This is a genomic window from Pseudahrensia aquimaris (assembly GCF_042676045.1).
GTDB lineage: Bacteria > Pseudomonadota > Alphaproteobacteria > Rhizobiales > Rhizobiaceae > Pseudahrensia > Pseudahrensia aquimaris.
In genome coordinates this window covers 192,078-208,752 of record NZ_JBHTJV010000025.1, presented here as the reverse complement: position 1 = coordinate 208,752, position 16,675 = coordinate 192,078, and the positions used below count along the sequence as shown (strand labels likewise).

General features: G+C 57.0%; 17 protein-coding genes. 8 read left to right on the top strand and 9 right to left on the bottom strand.

The features are described from left to right. Positions 1–107: 107 nt before the first annotated feature. Positions 108–1,238, top strand: coding sequence for a Coenzyme F420 hydrogenase/dehydrogenase, beta subunit C-terminal domain (locus tag ACFQ14_RS15415; protein ID WP_377213642.1), 1,131 nt, complete (start codon positions 108–110; stop codon positions 1,236–1,238). A gap of 71 nt (positions 1,239–1,309) precedes the next feature. Here the strand turns inward: ACFQ14_RS15415 and ACFQ14_RS15410 are convergent, their stop codons facing one another. The 9 genes from ACFQ14_RS15410 to ACFQ14_RS15370 form a co-directional block, all read right to left on the bottom strand. Then, complete coding sequence (locus tag ACFQ14_RS15410; RefSeq protein ID WP_377213641.1) at positions 1,310–1,789, bottom strand: barstar family protein; 480 nt, start codon at positions 1,787–1,789, stop codon at positions 1,310–1,312. Between the two features lie 102 nt (positions 1,790–1,891). Continuing rightward, positions 1,892–3,568 carry a formate--tetrahydrofolate ligase gene (locus ACFQ14_RS15405; RefSeq protein WP_377213640.1) on the bottom strand — a complete coding sequence of 559 codons (1,677 nt, stop codon included), beginning with the start codon at positions 3,566–3,568 and terminating at the stop codon, positions 1,892–1,894. A gap of 112 nt (positions 3,569–3,680) precedes the next feature. Next, the gene (locus ACFQ14_RS15400; RefSeq protein ID WP_377213639.1) at positions 3,681–4,067 is read right to left on the bottom strand and encodes a VOC family protein; all 387 of its coding nucleotides are present in this window, start codon (positions 4,065–4,067) and stop codon (positions 3,681–3,683) included. Between the two features lie 12 nt (positions 4,068–4,079). Next, the gene (locus ACFQ14_RS15395; RefSeq protein WP_377213638.1) at positions 4,080–5,510 is read right to left on the bottom strand and encodes an amidase; all 1,431 of its coding nucleotides are present in this window, start codon (positions 5,508–5,510) and stop codon (positions 4,080–4,082) included. Continuing rightward, positions 5,507–6,715, bottom strand: coding sequence for an NAD(P)/FAD-dependent oxidoreductase (locus tag ACFQ14_RS15390; protein ID WP_377213637.1), 1,209 nt, complete (start codon positions 6,713–6,715; stop codon positions 5,507–5,509). Before ACFQ14_RS15390 ends, ACFQ14_RS15395 begins: the two co-directional genes overlap by 4 nt. After that, positions 6,712–7,716 (bottom strand): Ldh family oxidoreductase, encoded by a 1,005-nt coding sequence (locus ACFQ14_RS15385; protein WP_377213636.1) that lies wholly within the window; start codon positions 7,714–7,716, stop codon positions 6,712–6,714. The genes ACFQ14_RS15390 and ACFQ14_RS15385 overlap by 4 nt, the downstream gene beginning before the upstream one ends. Positions 7,717–7,846: 130 nt before the next feature. Further along, positions 7,847–8,908, bottom strand: a complete 1,062-nt coding sequence (locus tag ACFQ14_RS15380) for a hypothetical protein (RefSeq protein ID WP_377213635.1) — start codon at positions 8,906–8,908, stop codon at positions 7,847–7,849. A 201-nt stretch (positions 8,909–9,109) separates the two neighbouring features. Then, positions 9,110–10,276 (bottom strand): UxaA family hydrolase, encoded by a 1,167-nt coding sequence (locus ACFQ14_RS15375; protein ID WP_377213634.1) that lies wholly within the window; start codon positions 10,274–10,276, stop codon positions 9,110–9,112. An 11-nt stretch (positions 10,277–10,287) separates the two neighbouring features. Continuing rightward, the gene (locus tag ACFQ14_RS15370) at positions 10,288–10,578 is read right to left on the bottom strand and encodes a UxaA family hydrolase (protein WP_377213633.1); all 291 of its coding nucleotides are present in this window, start codon (positions 10,576–10,578) and stop codon (positions 10,288–10,290) included. Between the two features lie 100 nt (positions 10,579–10,678). On the opposite strand from ACFQ14_RS15370, the gene ACFQ14_RS15365 reads away from it, so the two are divergent. The 7 genes from ACFQ14_RS15365 (at position 10,679) to ACFQ14_RS15335 (ending at position 16,672) form a co-directional block, all read left to right on the top strand. Continuing rightward, the gene (locus tag ACFQ14_RS15365) at positions 10,679–11,428 is read left to right on the top strand and encodes a GntR family transcriptional regulator (RefSeq protein WP_377213632.1); all 750 of its coding nucleotides are present in this window, start codon (positions 10,679–10,681) and stop codon (positions 11,426–11,428) included. Positions 11,429–11,498: 70 nt separating this feature from the next. Continuing rightward, positions 11,499–12,077: an SIMPL domain-containing protein gene (locus ACFQ14_RS15360; protein WP_377213697.1), complete on the top strand. Its 579-nt coding sequence runs from the start codon at positions 11,499–11,501 to the stop codon at positions 12,075–12,077. Between the two features lie 164 nt (positions 12,078–12,241). Then, complete coding sequence (locus tag ACFQ14_RS15355; RefSeq protein WP_377213631.1) at positions 12,242–12,517, top strand: acyl carrier protein; 276 nt, start codon at positions 12,242–12,244, stop codon at positions 12,515–12,517. 21 nt (positions 12,518–12,538) lie between these two features. After that, entirely contained in the window at positions 12,539–13,012 is a 474-nt protein-coding gene (locus tag ACFQ14_RS15350) for a 3-hydroxyacyl-ACP dehydratase FabZ family protein (protein WP_377213630.1), read from the top strand. Positions 13,013–13,104: 92 nt separating this feature from the next. Continuing rightward, the gene (locus tag ACFQ14_RS15345) at positions 13,105–14,319 is read left to right on the top strand and encodes a beta-ketoacyl-ACP synthase (protein ID WP_377213629.1); all 1,215 of its coding nucleotides are present in this window, start codon (positions 13,105–13,107) and stop codon (positions 14,317–14,319) included. Between the two features lie 3 nt (positions 14,320–14,322). After that, on the top strand, positions 14,323–15,609 hold the full coding sequence (locus tag ACFQ14_RS15340) for a beta-ketoacyl-ACP synthase (protein ID WP_377213628.1): 1,287 nt from the start codon (positions 14,323–14,325) through the stop codon (positions 15,607–15,609). A gap of 34 nt (positions 15,610–15,643) precedes the next feature. Then, on the top strand, positions 15,644–16,672 hold the full coding sequence (locus ACFQ14_RS15335; RefSeq protein WP_377213627.1) for a zinc-binding dehydrogenase: 1,029 nt from the start codon (positions 15,644–15,646) through the stop codon (positions 16,670–16,672). The last annotated feature ends 3 nt before the right edge of the window (positions 16,673–16,675 follow it).

Here is a 16,675-nt window from a genome sequence, read left to right as displayed (position 1 = left end):
ATGTATAGCGCCAAGAAAACTTTACAGTGCTGACCCGCCCGCAATCGACCCCACCATTGCGGCTCGCAGCCCCTCGCACATTGTGCACCGATTGCGGGGTTTCGCGCATGAAAGACCCGACTTTATGCGGTTCTGCCTGCCAATTCATCAAGCCGGATTATCCAAGATTGGAAAAAGCCGCCCACGGACGCGAGAGAGCGGACAATCCCGACCCCGATGCCGCCCATTTTGGCACCTTCACCCGAATCGTGCGCGCATCGCTGCGAAAACCCGCCGAAGGCGCACAATGGACGGGTTTGACCACCCGCCTTGCCGAACGGCTGCTGGAACAGGGCAAGGTCGATTGCGTAATCGCCGTCAAACCCGCGCCCGAAGACCGCTGGAAGCCTGAACCCGTCATCATCACCCGAGCGCAAGACATGGCCCAGTGCCGCGGCATGCGCATGGGTTATGCGCCGACCTTGGCCCTGCTGGAACCCGCAATGGAAGCAGGCCACCGCCGCATCGCGGTCGTCGGCATACCCTGCCAAGTCTACGCCCTACGCGCGCTGGAGGAAAAGCTGGGGCTGGAAGCGCTCTACGTCATCGGCACCCCCTGCTCCGACAACACCACGACCGAGAATTTCCATACCTTTCTCAACCTGTTGGACGGAAAACCGGAATCAATAAATTACCTTGAATTCCGCGCCGATTATCAGGTGGAACTGCGCTTTGACGATGGGCATAAGCGCGAGATTCCGTTCCTCAAACTGCCAATCTCCAAATTGCCCGCCGATTTCTTCCCTCTCACATGCAAAACCTGCGTTGACTACACCAACGCGCTGTCAGACATCACGGTCGGCTATATGGGCGGCACGGGCGAGCAATGGCTCATCGTGCGCAACCAGCGCGGCGAGGAATTGCTGGAGGCTTTGGGCGATGAAGTGAAAATCTCCGCGCCCGAGAGCAAAGGCAAGCGCCAAAAGCACGTCGAAGGCTTCAAAGCCAACGTAGAACGCGCCGCCGGCGGCCTCCCCCTGCGCGCCATGCCCGATTGGGTCCGCCCCATCGTCGCATGGCTCATGCCAAAAATCGGCCCAAAGGGCATGGAATTCGCGCGGACACGGGTGGAGATGAAAGCGATAGAAACGGTGTTGCACTTAAGAGCAGACATGCCAAGCAAGATGAAAAACATGGTGCCGGAGCATGTTTGGAAGCTGGCGGCGGCTTATGGATTGAAGCGGGGCGATGGGGAGTGAGCGGGAATGCGCTTTTGTCAGCTATGCGGACAGAGCCGCCTTTCACGGCACCGGCACTAAGGTCCGCTCTGCTATCGAAGCTTAAGGATGACGTTGTCCTCCGCTTCCGTTCCACCAACTCCATGCACAGCGATAATCTCAACCAGCCAGTCGAACACTACAGGTCCCTCGCTGCTGTGCGCGCGTTTCAGTTGTTTCCTCACGCAGTTCCTGTTCGTTGGGTGACAGCGTTCGAGACGCTGCTCCAATTGGCGAACAGTTTCCGAGTATCCCAATCGGCTTTTTGATAGCTCAGAATTTTCCCAAATCAGCATAAAGCCTTCATCAGGCGTTCCAAAACCACCGCGCAGAATATCGTTGAACGCATTCAGATTGTAGCCCCATTTTGAACCAGGAATCAGAACGCGGCTGATCTCTTCGTAGAATTCTTCAAGTGTCGAGAACCTTTCGCCATTGATGCGATAGATTTTCATGCTTTGGTATTTTTTCCATATCTCTTGGGGCATCTTGGCGTTGTGCCAAGCAAAACACGGAGGTTCAAGACCGGACATTCCCGATCATGCGGCAATGTAGGAGGTTTGGGCTCGGAACTGCCGTTGGCGCAAAAAAGCCCGCTTGAGGTTATCAGGCGGGCTCAATTGAAGGGCTACCCCCTAAAACAGTCCCTCAATCAGCCCCTCATCATTCAGCATGATCTGTTCTGCGCTTGGCACTCTTGGCAGGCCGGGCATGGTCATGATCTCGCCGCAGACGACTACCACGAACCCTGCCCCCGCTGACAACCGCACTTCGCGGACGGGAACCGAATGGCCGTCCGGTGCGCCGCGCAGGTTGGGGTCGGTGGAGAAGGAATACTGCGTTTTCGCCATGCAGACAGGCAGATTGCCAAAACCGGCCTCTTCCCACTGCTTGAGTTGATCGCGGATTTTCTTGTCAGCCAAAACCTCATCAGCACGGTAGATGCGCTTGGCGATGGTTTCGATTTTCTGCATCAGCGGCATGTCGTCGGGATAGAGCGTCTGGAATTGCGCCATGCCGCTGTCGGCGATTTCTGCAACGCGGGTGGCCAGCGCCTCGGTGCCTTTTGAGCCATCCGCCCAGTGTTTGCACAAGATCGCTTCGGAGCCGAGGCTCTCAACGTAATCCTGACAGGCCTTGATTTCCGCTTCCGTGTCGCCGTGGAAGTGGTTGATCGCCACCACAGCAGGCACGCCAAAGCTCTTGATGTTTTCAATGTGGCGGCCAAGGTTCGGGCAACCGTCGATCACCGCCTGAACGTTCTCTTCGCCGAGGTCCGCTTTCGCCACACCGCCGTTCATCTTCATGGCGCGGATGGTCGCTACGATGACAATCGCAGACGGCGCAAGGCCCGCCTTGCGGCACTTGATGTTCATGAATTTCTCAGCGCCCAAATCAGCGCCGAAACCGGCTTCCGTGACCACATAGTCGGCCAGTTTGAGCGCAGTCTTCGTGGCCACAACCGAGTTACAGCCATGCGCGATGTTCGCAAACGGGCCGCCGTGAACGAAGGCCGGATTGTTCTCCAGCGTTTGCACGAGGTTTGGCTGCATCGCGTCTTTCAACAGCACGGTCATCGCGCCATCTGCCTTGATGTCCCGGCAGGTGATCGGCGCGCGGTCGCGGGTATAGCCGATGATGATATTACCAAGCCGCTCCTGCAGATCCGCCAGATCATTGGACAGGCACAAAATCGCCATGACTTCTGAGGCAACCGTGATGTCAAAACCGGCCTGACGCGGAAAGCCGTTTGGCACGCCGCCCAGCGACGTCACCACATCGCGCAAGGCACGGTCGTTCATGTCCAGAACGCGCTTCCACACCACGCGGCGGTTGTCGATGCGCAGATCGTTGCCCCAGTAAATGTGGTTGTCGATCATCGCCGACAGCAGGTTGTGGGCGGACGTGATTGCGTGAAAATCGCCCGTGAAATGCAGGTTCATGTCTTCCATCGGGATCACCTGCGCGTAGCCACCACCGGCAGCACCGCCCTTCATGCCAAAGCACGGGCCAAGCGAGGCTTCACGGATGCAGATCGCCGCTTTTTTGCCGATGGCATTGAGGCCGTCTCCAAGACCCACGGTCGTCGTCGTCTTGCCCTCGCCCGCGGGCGTCGGGTTAATGGCGGTGACGAGAATCAGCTTGCCGTCTTGCTTACCAGCCTGCGCCTTGATGAATTCGGCAGACACCTTTGCCTTATCGTGGCCGTAGGGAACGAGATCCTCCGGCCCAATGCCGAGTTTGGCACCGATTTCCTGAATCGGCTTTTTCTTTGCTTCACGGGCAATTTCGATATCGGTTTTGAAGGCCATGTCAGTCATTCTCCAACGGCGCAAATGTGCGGCAATTGGGCGCGATGGTTACACGGCCTGCGGGGTCGCAAACGACGCATTTGCGACGGCCTATGCCATTTTTCAGACACGCCTATTGCGGCGCGTGGCACACCGCTTCGATGTTGTTGCCGTCGGGGTCGAGCACGAATGCGCCGTAATAGTGCTCATGATAATGCGGGCGCAGGCCGGGAGCGCCGTTGTCGCGGCCACCGGCTGCCAGTGCGGCGGCGTGAAACGCATCCACCTGCGCACGGTTTTCAGCCTCAAACGCGATGTGCGTGGTCGGCTTTGGCTGCCCCTCTTCGCTTATCCAAAAGATCGGGCGATCAGAACCGTAGCCACCAACCTTTGTGCCGCCGGTAAACTCCTCCGGCACCACGTGAAGCAGCGCCCCGCCAAGTGGTGCCAACGCCCCATCATAAAAGACTTTGGCCTTATCAAAATCGCTGACGGAAACGCCGGTGTGGTCGATCTTCATGGCACGTCTCCCTTATCGCGGATCGAGCGGCGCTGCGCCCAAATCCAACACCATTTCAAGCGCCCGTGCCACAGCCAAAACCTTCGCATCTCCGCGCGGTGGGCCGATCAACTGGATGCCCACGGGCATGCCTGATTCAGTAAAACCGCACGGCACGGAAATGGCGGGCAGGCCGGTAACCGTGGCAAGAAAGGAGAACTTCAGCCAATCAATGTAATCGTGTGTCTCAACACCATCGACGGAGAGCGGGTATTCGACCTCGGCCAGCGTCGGCTCAAGACCGACAACGGCACAGGCCAGCACGTCAAAATCGTGCAGGAAGGTCCGCATCGTATGATAAAGGCTGGTGCGCGTCAGGTTGGCATCAATGATTTGGTCAACGGTAAGCTTACGCCCTACTTCGATGTTCTCCACCAGAGTGCGCTTATAACCCTCCTGCACAGCCTTCGGCGCACGCCCTGGCAGGCTTGCCCATGTCAGCGCCCGCAGAGTGACATAAGTGTCTTTCAGGCCGGGCAGATCGGGACAGACCTCATCAATACTGCTGCCACTTTTCTCCATCTGCTCAAGCGCCGCTGCCATGACCGAACGAATTTCGCTTTCGACCGGAGCAAAGCCTGCTAGGTCCGGCGCGTAAGCGATCCGCACTTTCCCTTCAGCCCGCGCGACCGCCTCCTGAAACGGCGCATCAGGCGCGGGTAGCGACAACGGCGCGCGTTCGTCAAACCCGCTCATGGCATCAAGGAAAAGCGCACAATCGCGCACATCACGCGCCATGGGGCCGGATATGCCCTCACCAGAAAAGCCCAACGTCATCGGCCCGCCGAAAGCCCGACCCGGTGAAGGACGCAAGCCCACGACCCCGCAATAGGCCGCCGGCGTCCTCAGCGAGCCCGCCAGATCAGACCCTTGCGATAGCCACACCTGCCCCGTGGCCAGCGAAACAGCGGCACCGCCTGATGAGCCACCAGCATTCTTGCTCACGTCCCATGGGTTGCGGGTGTGGCCAAAGACGGCGTTGAACGTGTTGCCCCCCGCCCCCATTTCCGGCGTGTTGGTTTTGCCCACAACCACCCCGCCCCGTGCTTCCAATATATCGACGATAGGGTCGTTGGTTGTGGCGATATGGTTGGCCATGGCAGGCGTTCCCATCGTGTGGCGCACGCCGCTGACAGCGCTCAAATCCTTAATGCCGATGGGCAGACCCGCAAGGCAACCCACGTGATCGTCAATCGCTGGCACATCAAACGCCGCCGCACGGTCGTAGCAGCGGGTCACCATCGCGTTCACTGCCCCGTCCGTCTGCTCCACCCGCGCATGGCTGGCGCTCTGCAATTCGGCGGACGACACCTCACCCTTGCGCAGCAGCTGAACCGTGTCATAGGCCGAAAGCGCGCAAAGTTCTGGGCCAGTATAGGTGGTGGCAGGACGCTTCAAAGTCATAGGGCTATCGCTTTCAGATCGCTCTGCGGATCGGCGGCTTGGGCGGGCGTGATCGACTTACCACCTTCCAGAATGCGCCGCGCCATCATGAAGGCGGGCGCATCGTTCATGGCATCGACCGCCAAAACTTCGCCATCGCGGAAATACCACACCGACTGCGCCCCCTCCCGCTTGCCGGGGCGCACCACGGTTTCATCATAGCCCATGTTCAGGCCGGCTATCTGCAACTTCACATCGTATTGATCCGACCAGAACCACGGTGTTGCGAGATATGCGACACGCTCGCCCAGCATGTTGCGGGCTGCTATTTCGGCCTGATGGATAGCGTTCGGCACGCTTTCAAGCCGGATGCGGCTGTTCTTGAAGATAAAACTGGCACAATCGCCTGCTGCAAAAATATCGTCATCGTCGGTGGTGCAATAGTCATCCACCGCAATGCCGTTATCGAGCGTGAGCCCCGCGTGATCGGCAAGATCAACATCCGGCACGATGCCGATGCCAACCACGGCCACGTCCGCTTCAATACTGGTGCTATCGCTGAGATGGGCGGTAATCCCTTCGCCCGCTTCCTCTAGCCGTTCCAAGCCGACACCTTCAAGCAGGCGCACGCCGTGGCCGGTGTGAAGCGAGCGGAAGAAGTCTGATGTCTCCGGCGCGGCTACCCGCTGCAAAATGCGCGGGGCCATCTCGACAACGCTGACTTCCATGCCAGCGGACCGGGCAACGGCGGCAACTTCCAAGCCGATATAACCACCGCCCACCATGACCATCCGACCACCCTCTTTCAAATAGGGCGCGAGGTGATCTGCATCATTCGTGGAGCGCAGATAGTGGACGCGGCTGCGGCCGCCACCGATGGAGGCGGGCAAGCGCCGCACGGATGAGCCCGTGGCGAGCAGAAGTTTGTCGTAGATGTAAGCGGAGCCGTCGCTGCAAATAATGGTCTTCGCCCCGCGGTCGATGCTCTCAGCCAACACACCGGTGACCACATCCACCCGCTGGTCGTCAAACCACTCCTGTGGACGAAGAACCAGACGATCGAGCGGCATCTCTCCGGAGAGATATTTCTTCGAAAGCGGCGGGCGCTGATAGGGCAGAACAGGTTCGCCGCAGATCATGGTGATCTCCGCGTCACTATCCAGTTCGCGCAGTTTAGCCGCAGCAGATGAAGCCGCCTGCCCGCCGCCCACAATCACGCATTTCATGAATTCACTCCGACAGACTGGATCGCCTTCAGCAGATCATCGTCGATTTCGATCCCGTTTTCACGGACTTTTTGTGCAATCTCCCGTCGCCGCGCCCCCGGCACCCGCGCGCCGTCTTGATTTTCAATCTGACAGGCGAGCGCATTGATGTGATGAATGATGGCTTCTCCACCGAACTTCGTTGGGTCGATTGCAATCACCAACTGCCCTGTTCCGGGCGGCGGCCCGTCTGCGGAGAGAAACGAACTCGCATCAGCCGCATAGCTCGCGCCAGTTACGCCAGCAGCCAAAAGCTCCACCATCAACGCCAAGGCAGTGCCTTTGGCGTCGCCTATCGGCAGCATTGTTCCAGCCAAGGCCGCATCAGCATCTGTGGTCGGCTCACCATCTGGCCCCAGTGCAATACCTTCAGGAATGGGCTTGCCGGATTGCTTCGCAGCCATGATCTTGCCCCGCGCTACCTTGGACAAGGAAACATCAACAACAATCGGTCCAGCGTCACCGCGCGGTGCAGCGAAGGCGATCGGGTTGGTCCCATAAATCGCCTTGCTGCCCCCGGCTGGTGCCATTGCTGCGGGCGTGTTGGCGAACATGAGCGCCACAAGCCCCGCATCTGCCAGTTGCTCGACAATCACTCCGGCAACGCCACAATGATGGCTGCGGTGGATACCAGCGACCGCAATGCCATTGGTTTTGGCCATTTCTGGAAGCCGCGCGTGCATCGCATCCAGCGCAGGATAGGCAAAGCCATGTGCCGCGTCGATTTTCAACGCGGCAGGCGCGACCTGCTCGCAAACCACCCTGGCATACCCGTCCACTTTGCCGCTTGACGCCTGCGCTGCATAGGACGGGAGACGACGCATTCCGTGTCCCGCCTGCCCCGCGCACTCTGCTGCTATCAAAGCCTTGGCAACAGAAGCAGCATTGGCAGGCGAAGTGTCACACCGCTCAAGCGTTTCTGCGATGAGACGATGGGTGTCTTCGATAGAAAGAACAAACAAAATGACCCCAATTGGTTGAACAGCGCGACGCGCTCTAAACCATCAAGGTCGCGCAAGACGGGCAATCCTGCAAAGCAAAAAGGAGAGAAACAGTGGGGCCAGCAGCTCAAGCCCACAGATTTCCGCTGGCTTAACCCATCATATCGTCATCTGTGCCGCCAAGATCAGCGTCGGCCAAAGCATCCATTTGCATAAGGTCGGCCATATCGTTGGCTAGAGCGTCTGCGGCTGCATCGCACGGCGAGAAACATGGTGAATCCTCCAGACGTGCAAAGAGGTCTCCGGTTTGATCAATAAGTTCCTGGATTGCCTGCACCACCTCGCCTAACGCCGATAAGCCGTTAGCACCCGGCGTTGTCCAGTCGACGGAATCCAAGTCACAGCCGTCAGCCATCATATCGGCCGCAGGGTCACTGTCCGTCGTTGTGACGGCTGCGTCGTCCGCTGTCATGACCACATCGCCATCCGAAGAGTCGATAGCAGTATCATCGCCAGCGCTGGCGTCGTCAGCGGGTGTTTCCGCGTCCATATCGGCCACATCAACGGTCATCATATCACCCGTAGCTGTGTCGTCGCTCATGTCACCCATCATCGGGCAGGCATCCATGCCTGCTGTATCAGCGGCAGCATCAGTATCATCCGTCAGGACGCCAGACTGAGCCTCAACGCCTACATCCATCTGACTATTCGCCAGCAGTTCAGGGTCAATCGCTACATCGGCATTGTCGTCATCAACAAAATTGTCCAGGGCCGTTGTTGGCCCCTCGTCTATCTGGTCTGTAATGTCAGTTGTTGTTAGCGCGGTGGGCACCGCCTCGTCTTCGACTGCCGTGTTGAGTGCGGCAGCGTTGACATCAAGTGCTAGAATTTCTTCGATCTCGTCGTCATCGACCCCATTGCTTTGAAGTATGGATTCGAACGCCTCGGCAATCTCATTATCCGCCACAAACTCAGGCGGAGCATCGCGGATTGCCTCAATTACATCGAAATCACCAGCGGTGGAATCGTCAACAACCTGAACAAGTGGTTCAATTTCTGGTGGCCCGATATCCTCAACGAATTCCATATCATCAATTGTATCGTCATCGCCCATTATGGCCGCGATATCAGCGGCAAGCACAGTGTTATTTCCAATTCGATCGTCAAACACAGCCGCAATCCGACCGGTCTCATCTTCAATGATCTCATCCATATTCTTTACTCCACCAATCGCAGACGGGCACGCGCTGCTTTTTTACCATTCAGTCAAAACCGACATTCAGATTTTTTTCACTATCGAATTTAATCAATTGTTTAGCAAGATCGGTGGAATCAACTTGGTAAACAGCCCTGAAACATAAAGGCCGCCGCCCCTTTCGGAGCGACGGCCCAATTGATGCGATCGACGCAGTTTTTATGCGCTTCGATACAGTTTCGTCATTGAAAACTCGCGGTGACCAAGAGCCTCGGCAGCCGTGTTACGCCCATTGGCCGTGCGGCGGATCATTTCGATGAGATCATCGCCCGCCTCGTCGATGGTTTTCTCGCGGGTGAGAATACCTGTCACGTCCACATCCACGTGCTCGCCCATCGTGCGCACCGTGCGCGGATTGGCGGTGATCTTAATCACCGGAACAATGGGGTTGCCCACCACATTGCCCTGCCCTGTCGGGAAGGTGTGAATCACCGCACCACCAGCCGCCATTAGCGTCACGCATTCAGCAGCTGCTGAGGAAGAGTCCATGAAATACAGGCCCTTGCCCGATTGCGGCGCTTCAGCCGGCTCCAGAATGTCGATATAGCGGCATTCGCGGCCAATCTTCTCCAGATTGCCCAAGGCCTTCTCTTCAATCGTCGTCAGCCCGCCTTCGATGTTGCCTTTCGTCGGCTGCGAATCAGACAGATCGTCTGTCTGGTGCGCGAAGATCACATCGTTCTGATAGGCTTCCCACATCTTGTACCAGCGCTCACCAACCTCTTCGTTAACCGCACGCTCCTTACAAATGTGCTCTGCGCCGGTGATTTCCGACGTTTCGCCAAAGAAGCCCGTGATGCCCTGCGGGATGAGCTTGTCGTACATGTTGCCAACCGTTGGGCAGGAACCCAGACCAGTGGTCGTGTCAGACTCGCCGCATTTGGTGGAAATCCAAAGCTCGTTCATCGCACATTCTTCGCGCTGAAGCTCGGTCGCCCAGTGGACGTATTCCTTCGCCGCCCATGAAGCTGCGCGGATAGTTTCGAAATCGCCCTTTTGTTCGATGGAAAATTCCGCCACCGGCTTGCCCGTCTCGCGGATGCCATCGGCAATTTTCTTCGTCCAGCCCGGCTCAATGCCGATCACCACCACAGCTGCAACGTTAGGATTTGCGCCGGTGCCGATCATCGTGCGGAAATGCAGATCAAGATCCTCACCAAACTGCAAACGTCCATAGGCATGGGGCAGCGCCATCGTGCCTTTGACATTGTTGGCAACGGCCTCGCAGGCGGCGTTTGAAATATCATCCACTGGTAGAATGATGACGTGATTGCGAACGCCGACTCGGCCATTTTCGCGGCGATAAGCCATAATTTTATCAGACATGGCGGTGCTCCCTACCAGCGTTTCGTTTTGAGATTGTGGGTGTGGACATGGTGACCCTTTTTGACAGAAGCCACGAACTTGCCGATGTCCTCGCCGTATTTGATAGCGGTGTCGCCCTCGTTGATATCTTTCAACGCCACTTTGTGGCCAATCGGCACATCGTCTTCGGCTTTAAGGTTGAACGTTGAGTTGTCATGGGTGACGACACACAGCATGTCGGTTCCAGCTTTCAGGTCTTCGACAACGACAACACCAACATTGTCCTCGTGATCGTGCACCAACAATTGGGGGATATTGCTCATGGGTTTCCTCCGGTTGAGCGGCAAGGTCTAACTCTTGTATAAGACATAAGACTATGCGAAAAACGAAGTCAACGATCTTTCGACCCACCTGTGGACGTCCATGGCCGCTTTGGAAAAACCAGCGAGAAAACTGGAAGCCCAGCCGCTCTACGCCCGGGTGAAGGGAGCTTTGGTGGAGCGGCTGATTTCCGGCCAGTGGAAACCGGGCGCTATGCTGCCGTCTGAATTTGCCATCGCCGCCGAGCTTGGCGTCAGCCAGGGCACGGTGCGCAAGTCGCTCGATGAAATGACGGCCCAAGGTCTTCTGGTGCGCCGTCAAGGCAAGGGAACATTCGTTGCCGAGGCCGCCGACACAGAAATCCTGTTCCGCTTCTACCGCCTCACCCGCGATGAAGACGAGGGCCGCACGGCAACCCGCTTTCCTGACTCTCGCTATCTCGCACAGTTCCAAAACACCGCTAACGAAGAAGAGCGGCGCATCTTCAATCTACCGCATAGTGCCAAGGTCTGGCGTATCGACCGGACCCGTCATGATGGCGCACAGACACTACTGTGGGAACGCATCACCCTGCCCTGCACACTGTTTGAAGGTTTGAGCGAAACGACTGAATTGCCCAACAACGTCTACCGTTTCTACGCAAAGAATTTCGGCCATATCGTCTCCCACGTGAACGAGAAACTCAAAGCCGTCGCGCTTCGTGAAGACATCGCTCCCCACCTGGGGCTGGAAAAGGGCACTCCCGTTCTGGAGGTCGATCGCCGCGCAATAGCACTGGATGGTCAGACAATCGAATGGCGCGTCTCGCTTTGCAGAAGCGATGTGCAGCATTACCGCAACGTTTTGCGATAAGAACAAGCGGCGTTAATACCGCCACATTTGTGCACCCTGACACGGTCGGAGCATTGTCCGATAAGAACGTATTGTCCCTGCAGATGCTGCAACATGGTCCCTGAGTTACGGACTGCGAAGTACTGACTTCAGCAATGTGGGCGGCGTATTCACCTTGGCTGAAAATCATGTGGCCAAGGTAAAGACCGCTCTGGAAAAGGCCGGTCTAAAACCGGAAGAATTCATCATTTCTCCGCTGCAAAAGCGAGACACCACGCGGCGAAACAAAGACGGCGATGTGACAGAACGGTTCTTTCAGGTCACCACCAACGTTTTTGTGTCCACCAGTGAGCCGGCAAAACTCGGCGGAGCCTCCGCCGCAATTGCTGCCCTGACCCGTGAGGGCATCGCGATCAATCAGAATCCGGTGAATTATGAATTCACGAAACTAAACGACATAAAGCCGGATATGCTGCGCGAGGCGACGGAAAATGCCCGCATCGCCGCCGATCAGTTTGCCGAGAACGCAGGCGTACAAGTCGGAGGTATTCAGCGCGCCATACAAGGCGGCTTCACTGTCCAGCCAGCCAATACAGGCGACGCCAAAAACCGACAACTCAACAAACTTGTACGAGTGGTAACGACAATCACTTTCTACTTGGAAAACTAAACCAAACTCCTCAGGGAAGTCCGCCCTAGCACTATTAGGTTGAAAGCCAGATTTTTCATCCCATTTACGTTTGCGTAAAAACCGCGGAACCGCTAGGAAAACCGATAGCGTTGCCACCATGATGTGTGGCTGTTTAGAACATCCAAATCGAAGGAACACACACCGTGTCCACATTCGACAAAGTCGCCGACATCATTTCCGATACAAGCGAAATCCCACGTGAGGAAATCACGCCAGAAAGCCACACCATTGACGATCTGGGGATCGACAGCCTCGATTTCCTCGACATCGTATTCGCCATCGACAAAGAATTCGGCATCAAAATCCCGCTCGAATCTTGGACGCAGGAAGTCAATGACGGCAAGGCATCAACGGAAGACTATTTCGTGATGAAAAATCTTTGCGGCAAGATCGACGATCTGGTTGCTGCTAAAGCCTAATAGCGCACAAGGCGTCCGCCCATGCATCTAGAATATTTTCAGATGATCGACCGGATTGTTTCGGTCGATCACGCCCGCGATGTATTGACCGCTCAAAGCGTAGTCCCTGAAAAAAGCCCTGTGTTTGAAGGTCATTTCCCAGGCATGCCTTTGGTGCCAGGCGTCTTGCTGATTGAGACCATGGCGCAGGCATCCGGCTTTCTCATCATGGCGCGTTCAGGCTTTGCACAAATGCCGTTTCTCGTCGGAACGAAAGAAGCGAAACTTCGCACATTTGTTGAGCCGCTCACCCGGCTGGATATCACCGCCACGATCGAACACGACGGGTCGGGCTTTGCCATGACCAAGGCTGCCATCCGCTCCGCAGGCAAACGCATCTGCGAAGCGCAACTTACTTTCAAGACGATGGAATTTCCCGACGCGACGTTTGCCAAGATGATCGCAGACCGCGCTCGAGAAATCGGCATGCCCTCCGACCTGCTTCCGTCCACCTGATTTCTAGCCTCCCTGACTGGTCAGGCCACGATTTCCCTCTTAAAAGGCGGCAACGCGAGTGCCTCGCCCTTTTTGAGTGATTTGAGAAACCGATGACCGTTCTAGATGACGCTGACGACAATGCCGTTGTTATAACAGGCCTGGGCCTGCTTTCTGCACTTGGCGAAGGCCCGGACGCGCATTTCGATGGTTTGAAAAGCGGCAAGCCCGCAAACCTCGACACCCAAACATTCGCTCCCTACTCAGTCCACGCGCTTGGCGAAGTCGATTGGTCCGGCCAGATTTCGCGCCGTGATATGCGCCAGATGGAACCGTGGCAGCGCATCGGCACCTACGCCGCCGGCCTTGCGCTCGATGATGCTGGCGTCAAGGACAATGAAGAGCTTTGCGGCCGGATGGATATGATCGTTGCCGCTGGTGGTGGAGAGCGCGACGCGGAAGTGGATGCCAGCGTGCTGGAAGACGTGCGCGGCAAGACCGATGTAGACAATTTGATCGCTGAACGCTTGGGCAACGATCTACGCCCCACCCTCTTCCTTGCGCAATTGTCCAACCTTTTGGCGGGCAACATTTCCATCGTGCACAAGGTCACCGGCTCATCGCGCACATTCATGGGCGAGGAAGGTGCAGGCATTTCAGCCATTCAAACCGCCCACGCCCGTATCGCGTCGGGCCAAAGCGACATCATGCTGGTCGGCGGCGCTTTCAACGGTGAGCGCGAAGACATGATGTTGGTATTCGAACTTGGCCAATATCTTGCCCAAGGCGCACCCAAGCCAATCTGGTCGCGCGAGGGAGATGCCTCCGGCATGGTTCTGGCATCCGTTGGCTCTTTTCTCATATTGGAATCCGCCGCTCATGCGAGAGAACGCGGCGCGCGCGCTTATGCAGAAATTGCAGGCGTTGTTGCCGATCACGGGTCGAGAGCAGATCACGCAGCGACAAAACGGATGACCAAAGCCCTCCACTGCCTCCCAACAGACGACGGCACAGTCGTACTGTCAGGCGCATCAGGCATTGAAGGCATCACTAAAGAAGAAAAAACGTTTTTGAGCGCCGCCATGCCAAACGCCCCTGCCCGCGCTTACGGCTCGGTCGTCGGCACCTCAATCGAAGCACAGTTTCCCCTTGGCATCGCACTTGCTGCCCTTGCCGTTCACAAAGGCGACTTTATCGATCCTTTAGAAGCGGCTGAGCAGCCATCAGAGTCATCGCCTTCCTCAGTTCTCGTCACAACGTTCGGCCATTGGCGCGGCGAAGGTATGGGGCTTTTGCGCCCCGTCGGCTCAAGCAAGAAGGGCGCATAAATCATGTCCGATTCCAAAAATCACGCTGACCATCTTGGCCGCCCTGTTGTGGTTGTTACGGGCGTCGGCGTTGTCTCCTCACTTGGCAAGGGCAAGGAAGAAAACTGGAAAAAGCTCACCTCGGGCATATCCGGCATCCATGCAATCAACCGCTTCAAGACCGACGATCTGCGCACCAAAATCGCGGGAACAGTCGACTTCATGGAGCTCGACACCCCCATGTCAGCGCCGGCCTTGTCATTCGCACTGGCCCAATCGGCCGGCAGCGAGGCCTTGGGTGAAGCCGGTCTTGGCAATGGCGAATTCCCCGGACCGCTCTTCCTCGCAGCCCCGCCTGTTGAAATGGAATGGCAACACAAGATGTCAGTGGATGGGGAGATCAACTCCGACCAGCAGGGCTATCCACGCATGCTGGAAGCGGCACGTGCGAGACCCCACCACGATCTGCATCAGCTTATCCAGTTCAACCGCACCGCAGATTTGTTAAGCGAGGAATTTGGCACGCGCGGTTTGCCGATTTCGCTTTCCACGGCTTGTGCATCTGGTGCAACAGCTATTCAGCTTGGCGTGGAAGCCATACGACGCGGAGAAACCGATGCCGCACTTTGCATCGGGACAGACGGTTCCGTGACGATCGAAGCGCTTATCCGGTTCTCTTTGCTGTCTGCCCTTTCCACCCAAAACGACAATCCTATAAAAGCCGCCAAGCCCTTCTCGAAAGACCGCGACGGTTTCGTCATGGCCGAAGGCGCAGGAGCGTTGGTTCTGGAAAGCCTCGCTAGCGCAGAAAAGCGTGGTGCCGAAGTCTTGGCGGTCGTGAAGGGCGCAGGCGAGAAAGCCGACCACTTCCACCGCACCCGGTCTTCGCCAGATGGCGCACCCGTGATCGCCGCAATGCGTTGCTCGCTGGAAGACGCAGGACTGGGAATCGACGACATCGATTATGTAAACGCCCACGGCACATCGACACCTGAAAACGACCGCATGGAATACAATTCGCTGCACGAAGTCTTCGGTGATCGAATTCACCAAATTCCCGTTTCATCCAACAAGAGCATGATCGGACACACGCTAACCGCAGCTGGAGCCATCGAGGCTGTGTTCTCGGTTTTGACACTACGCAACGGCGTTGTGCCGCCAACAATCAACTACGACACCCCTGATCCAGACATCCCGCTGGACGTGGTGCCAGAAAAAGCAAGGGCGCAAAAAGTGCGCACGGTGCTGTCGAATTCCTTCGGCTTCGGCGGACAAAACGCCTGTCTGGTTTTTGCCGACGGTATCGGCTAAAAGGCGGCGTTCTTCCACAAGTTCCGAGCTTACCATGCGCGCGTTGCAGCTAATTTCCGACCGTGAAGTCGCCATCACCGAGGTGGACGCTCCGCCGCCGCCCGCGACCGGCGAAGTGCAAGTGCGCATCAAAGTTGTGGCACTCAACCATCTCGACGTTTGGGGCTGGCGCGGCATGGCGTTTGCTCAACGCAAATTACCGCTCACGGTGGGCGCGGAAGCCTCCGCTGAAGTCGTAAGCCTTGGTGAAGGGGTGAGCGATTTCGTTCCCGGTCAGTTGGTCTCGATCTTCGGTGCCCGCGTTTGCGGAACTTGTGCAGACTGTCGCGCGGGGCGCGACAACCATTGCGACCACGTTGCCGGCGTTCACGGCTTTCACCTCGATGGCTTTGCCAGTGAATTGGTCAACCTGCCCGCCCGCCAACTCGTCCCCGCCCCACCCGGCTGCGATGAAGTGGGCGCGGCGCTTGCACCCATTACATTCGGCACGTCAGAGCACATGTTGTTCGACAATGCGCTGCTGCAATCAGGAGAAACTGTTCTAATCCATGCTGGAGGTTCCGGCATTGGGACAGCAGCCATTCAGCTTGCCAAAAAAGTTGGCTGCACCGTCATCGCCACCGTTGGCAGCGATGAAAAGATTGAGCCTTGCAGAGAGCTCGGCGCCGACCACGTTATCAACTACCGAGAAGATCGCTTTGAAGGCAAAGTGCGGAAGTTGACGAAAAAACAAGGTGTCGATGTTGTTTTCGAGCATGTAGGAAAAGACACTTGGGCCGGTTCCATGCTGTGCATGAAGCGTGGTGGCCGTCTCGTAACGTGTGGTTCGACGAGCGGCGTATCGGCCGAAACCAACCTCATGATGCTGTTTCAACGCCAATACCGCATCATCGGCTCTTTTGGTTGCAACAAGGCAAATATGATTTCATCGATGGATAAATTTGCAAGTGGCATCGTCCATCCCGTCATCGACACCGAAGTTGAGTTTGGCGATTTGAGCACGGCGCTGGAGCGCATGGAAAGCCGGAAGGTCTTTGGCAAAATCATCATGCGGATGGCGTGAGCC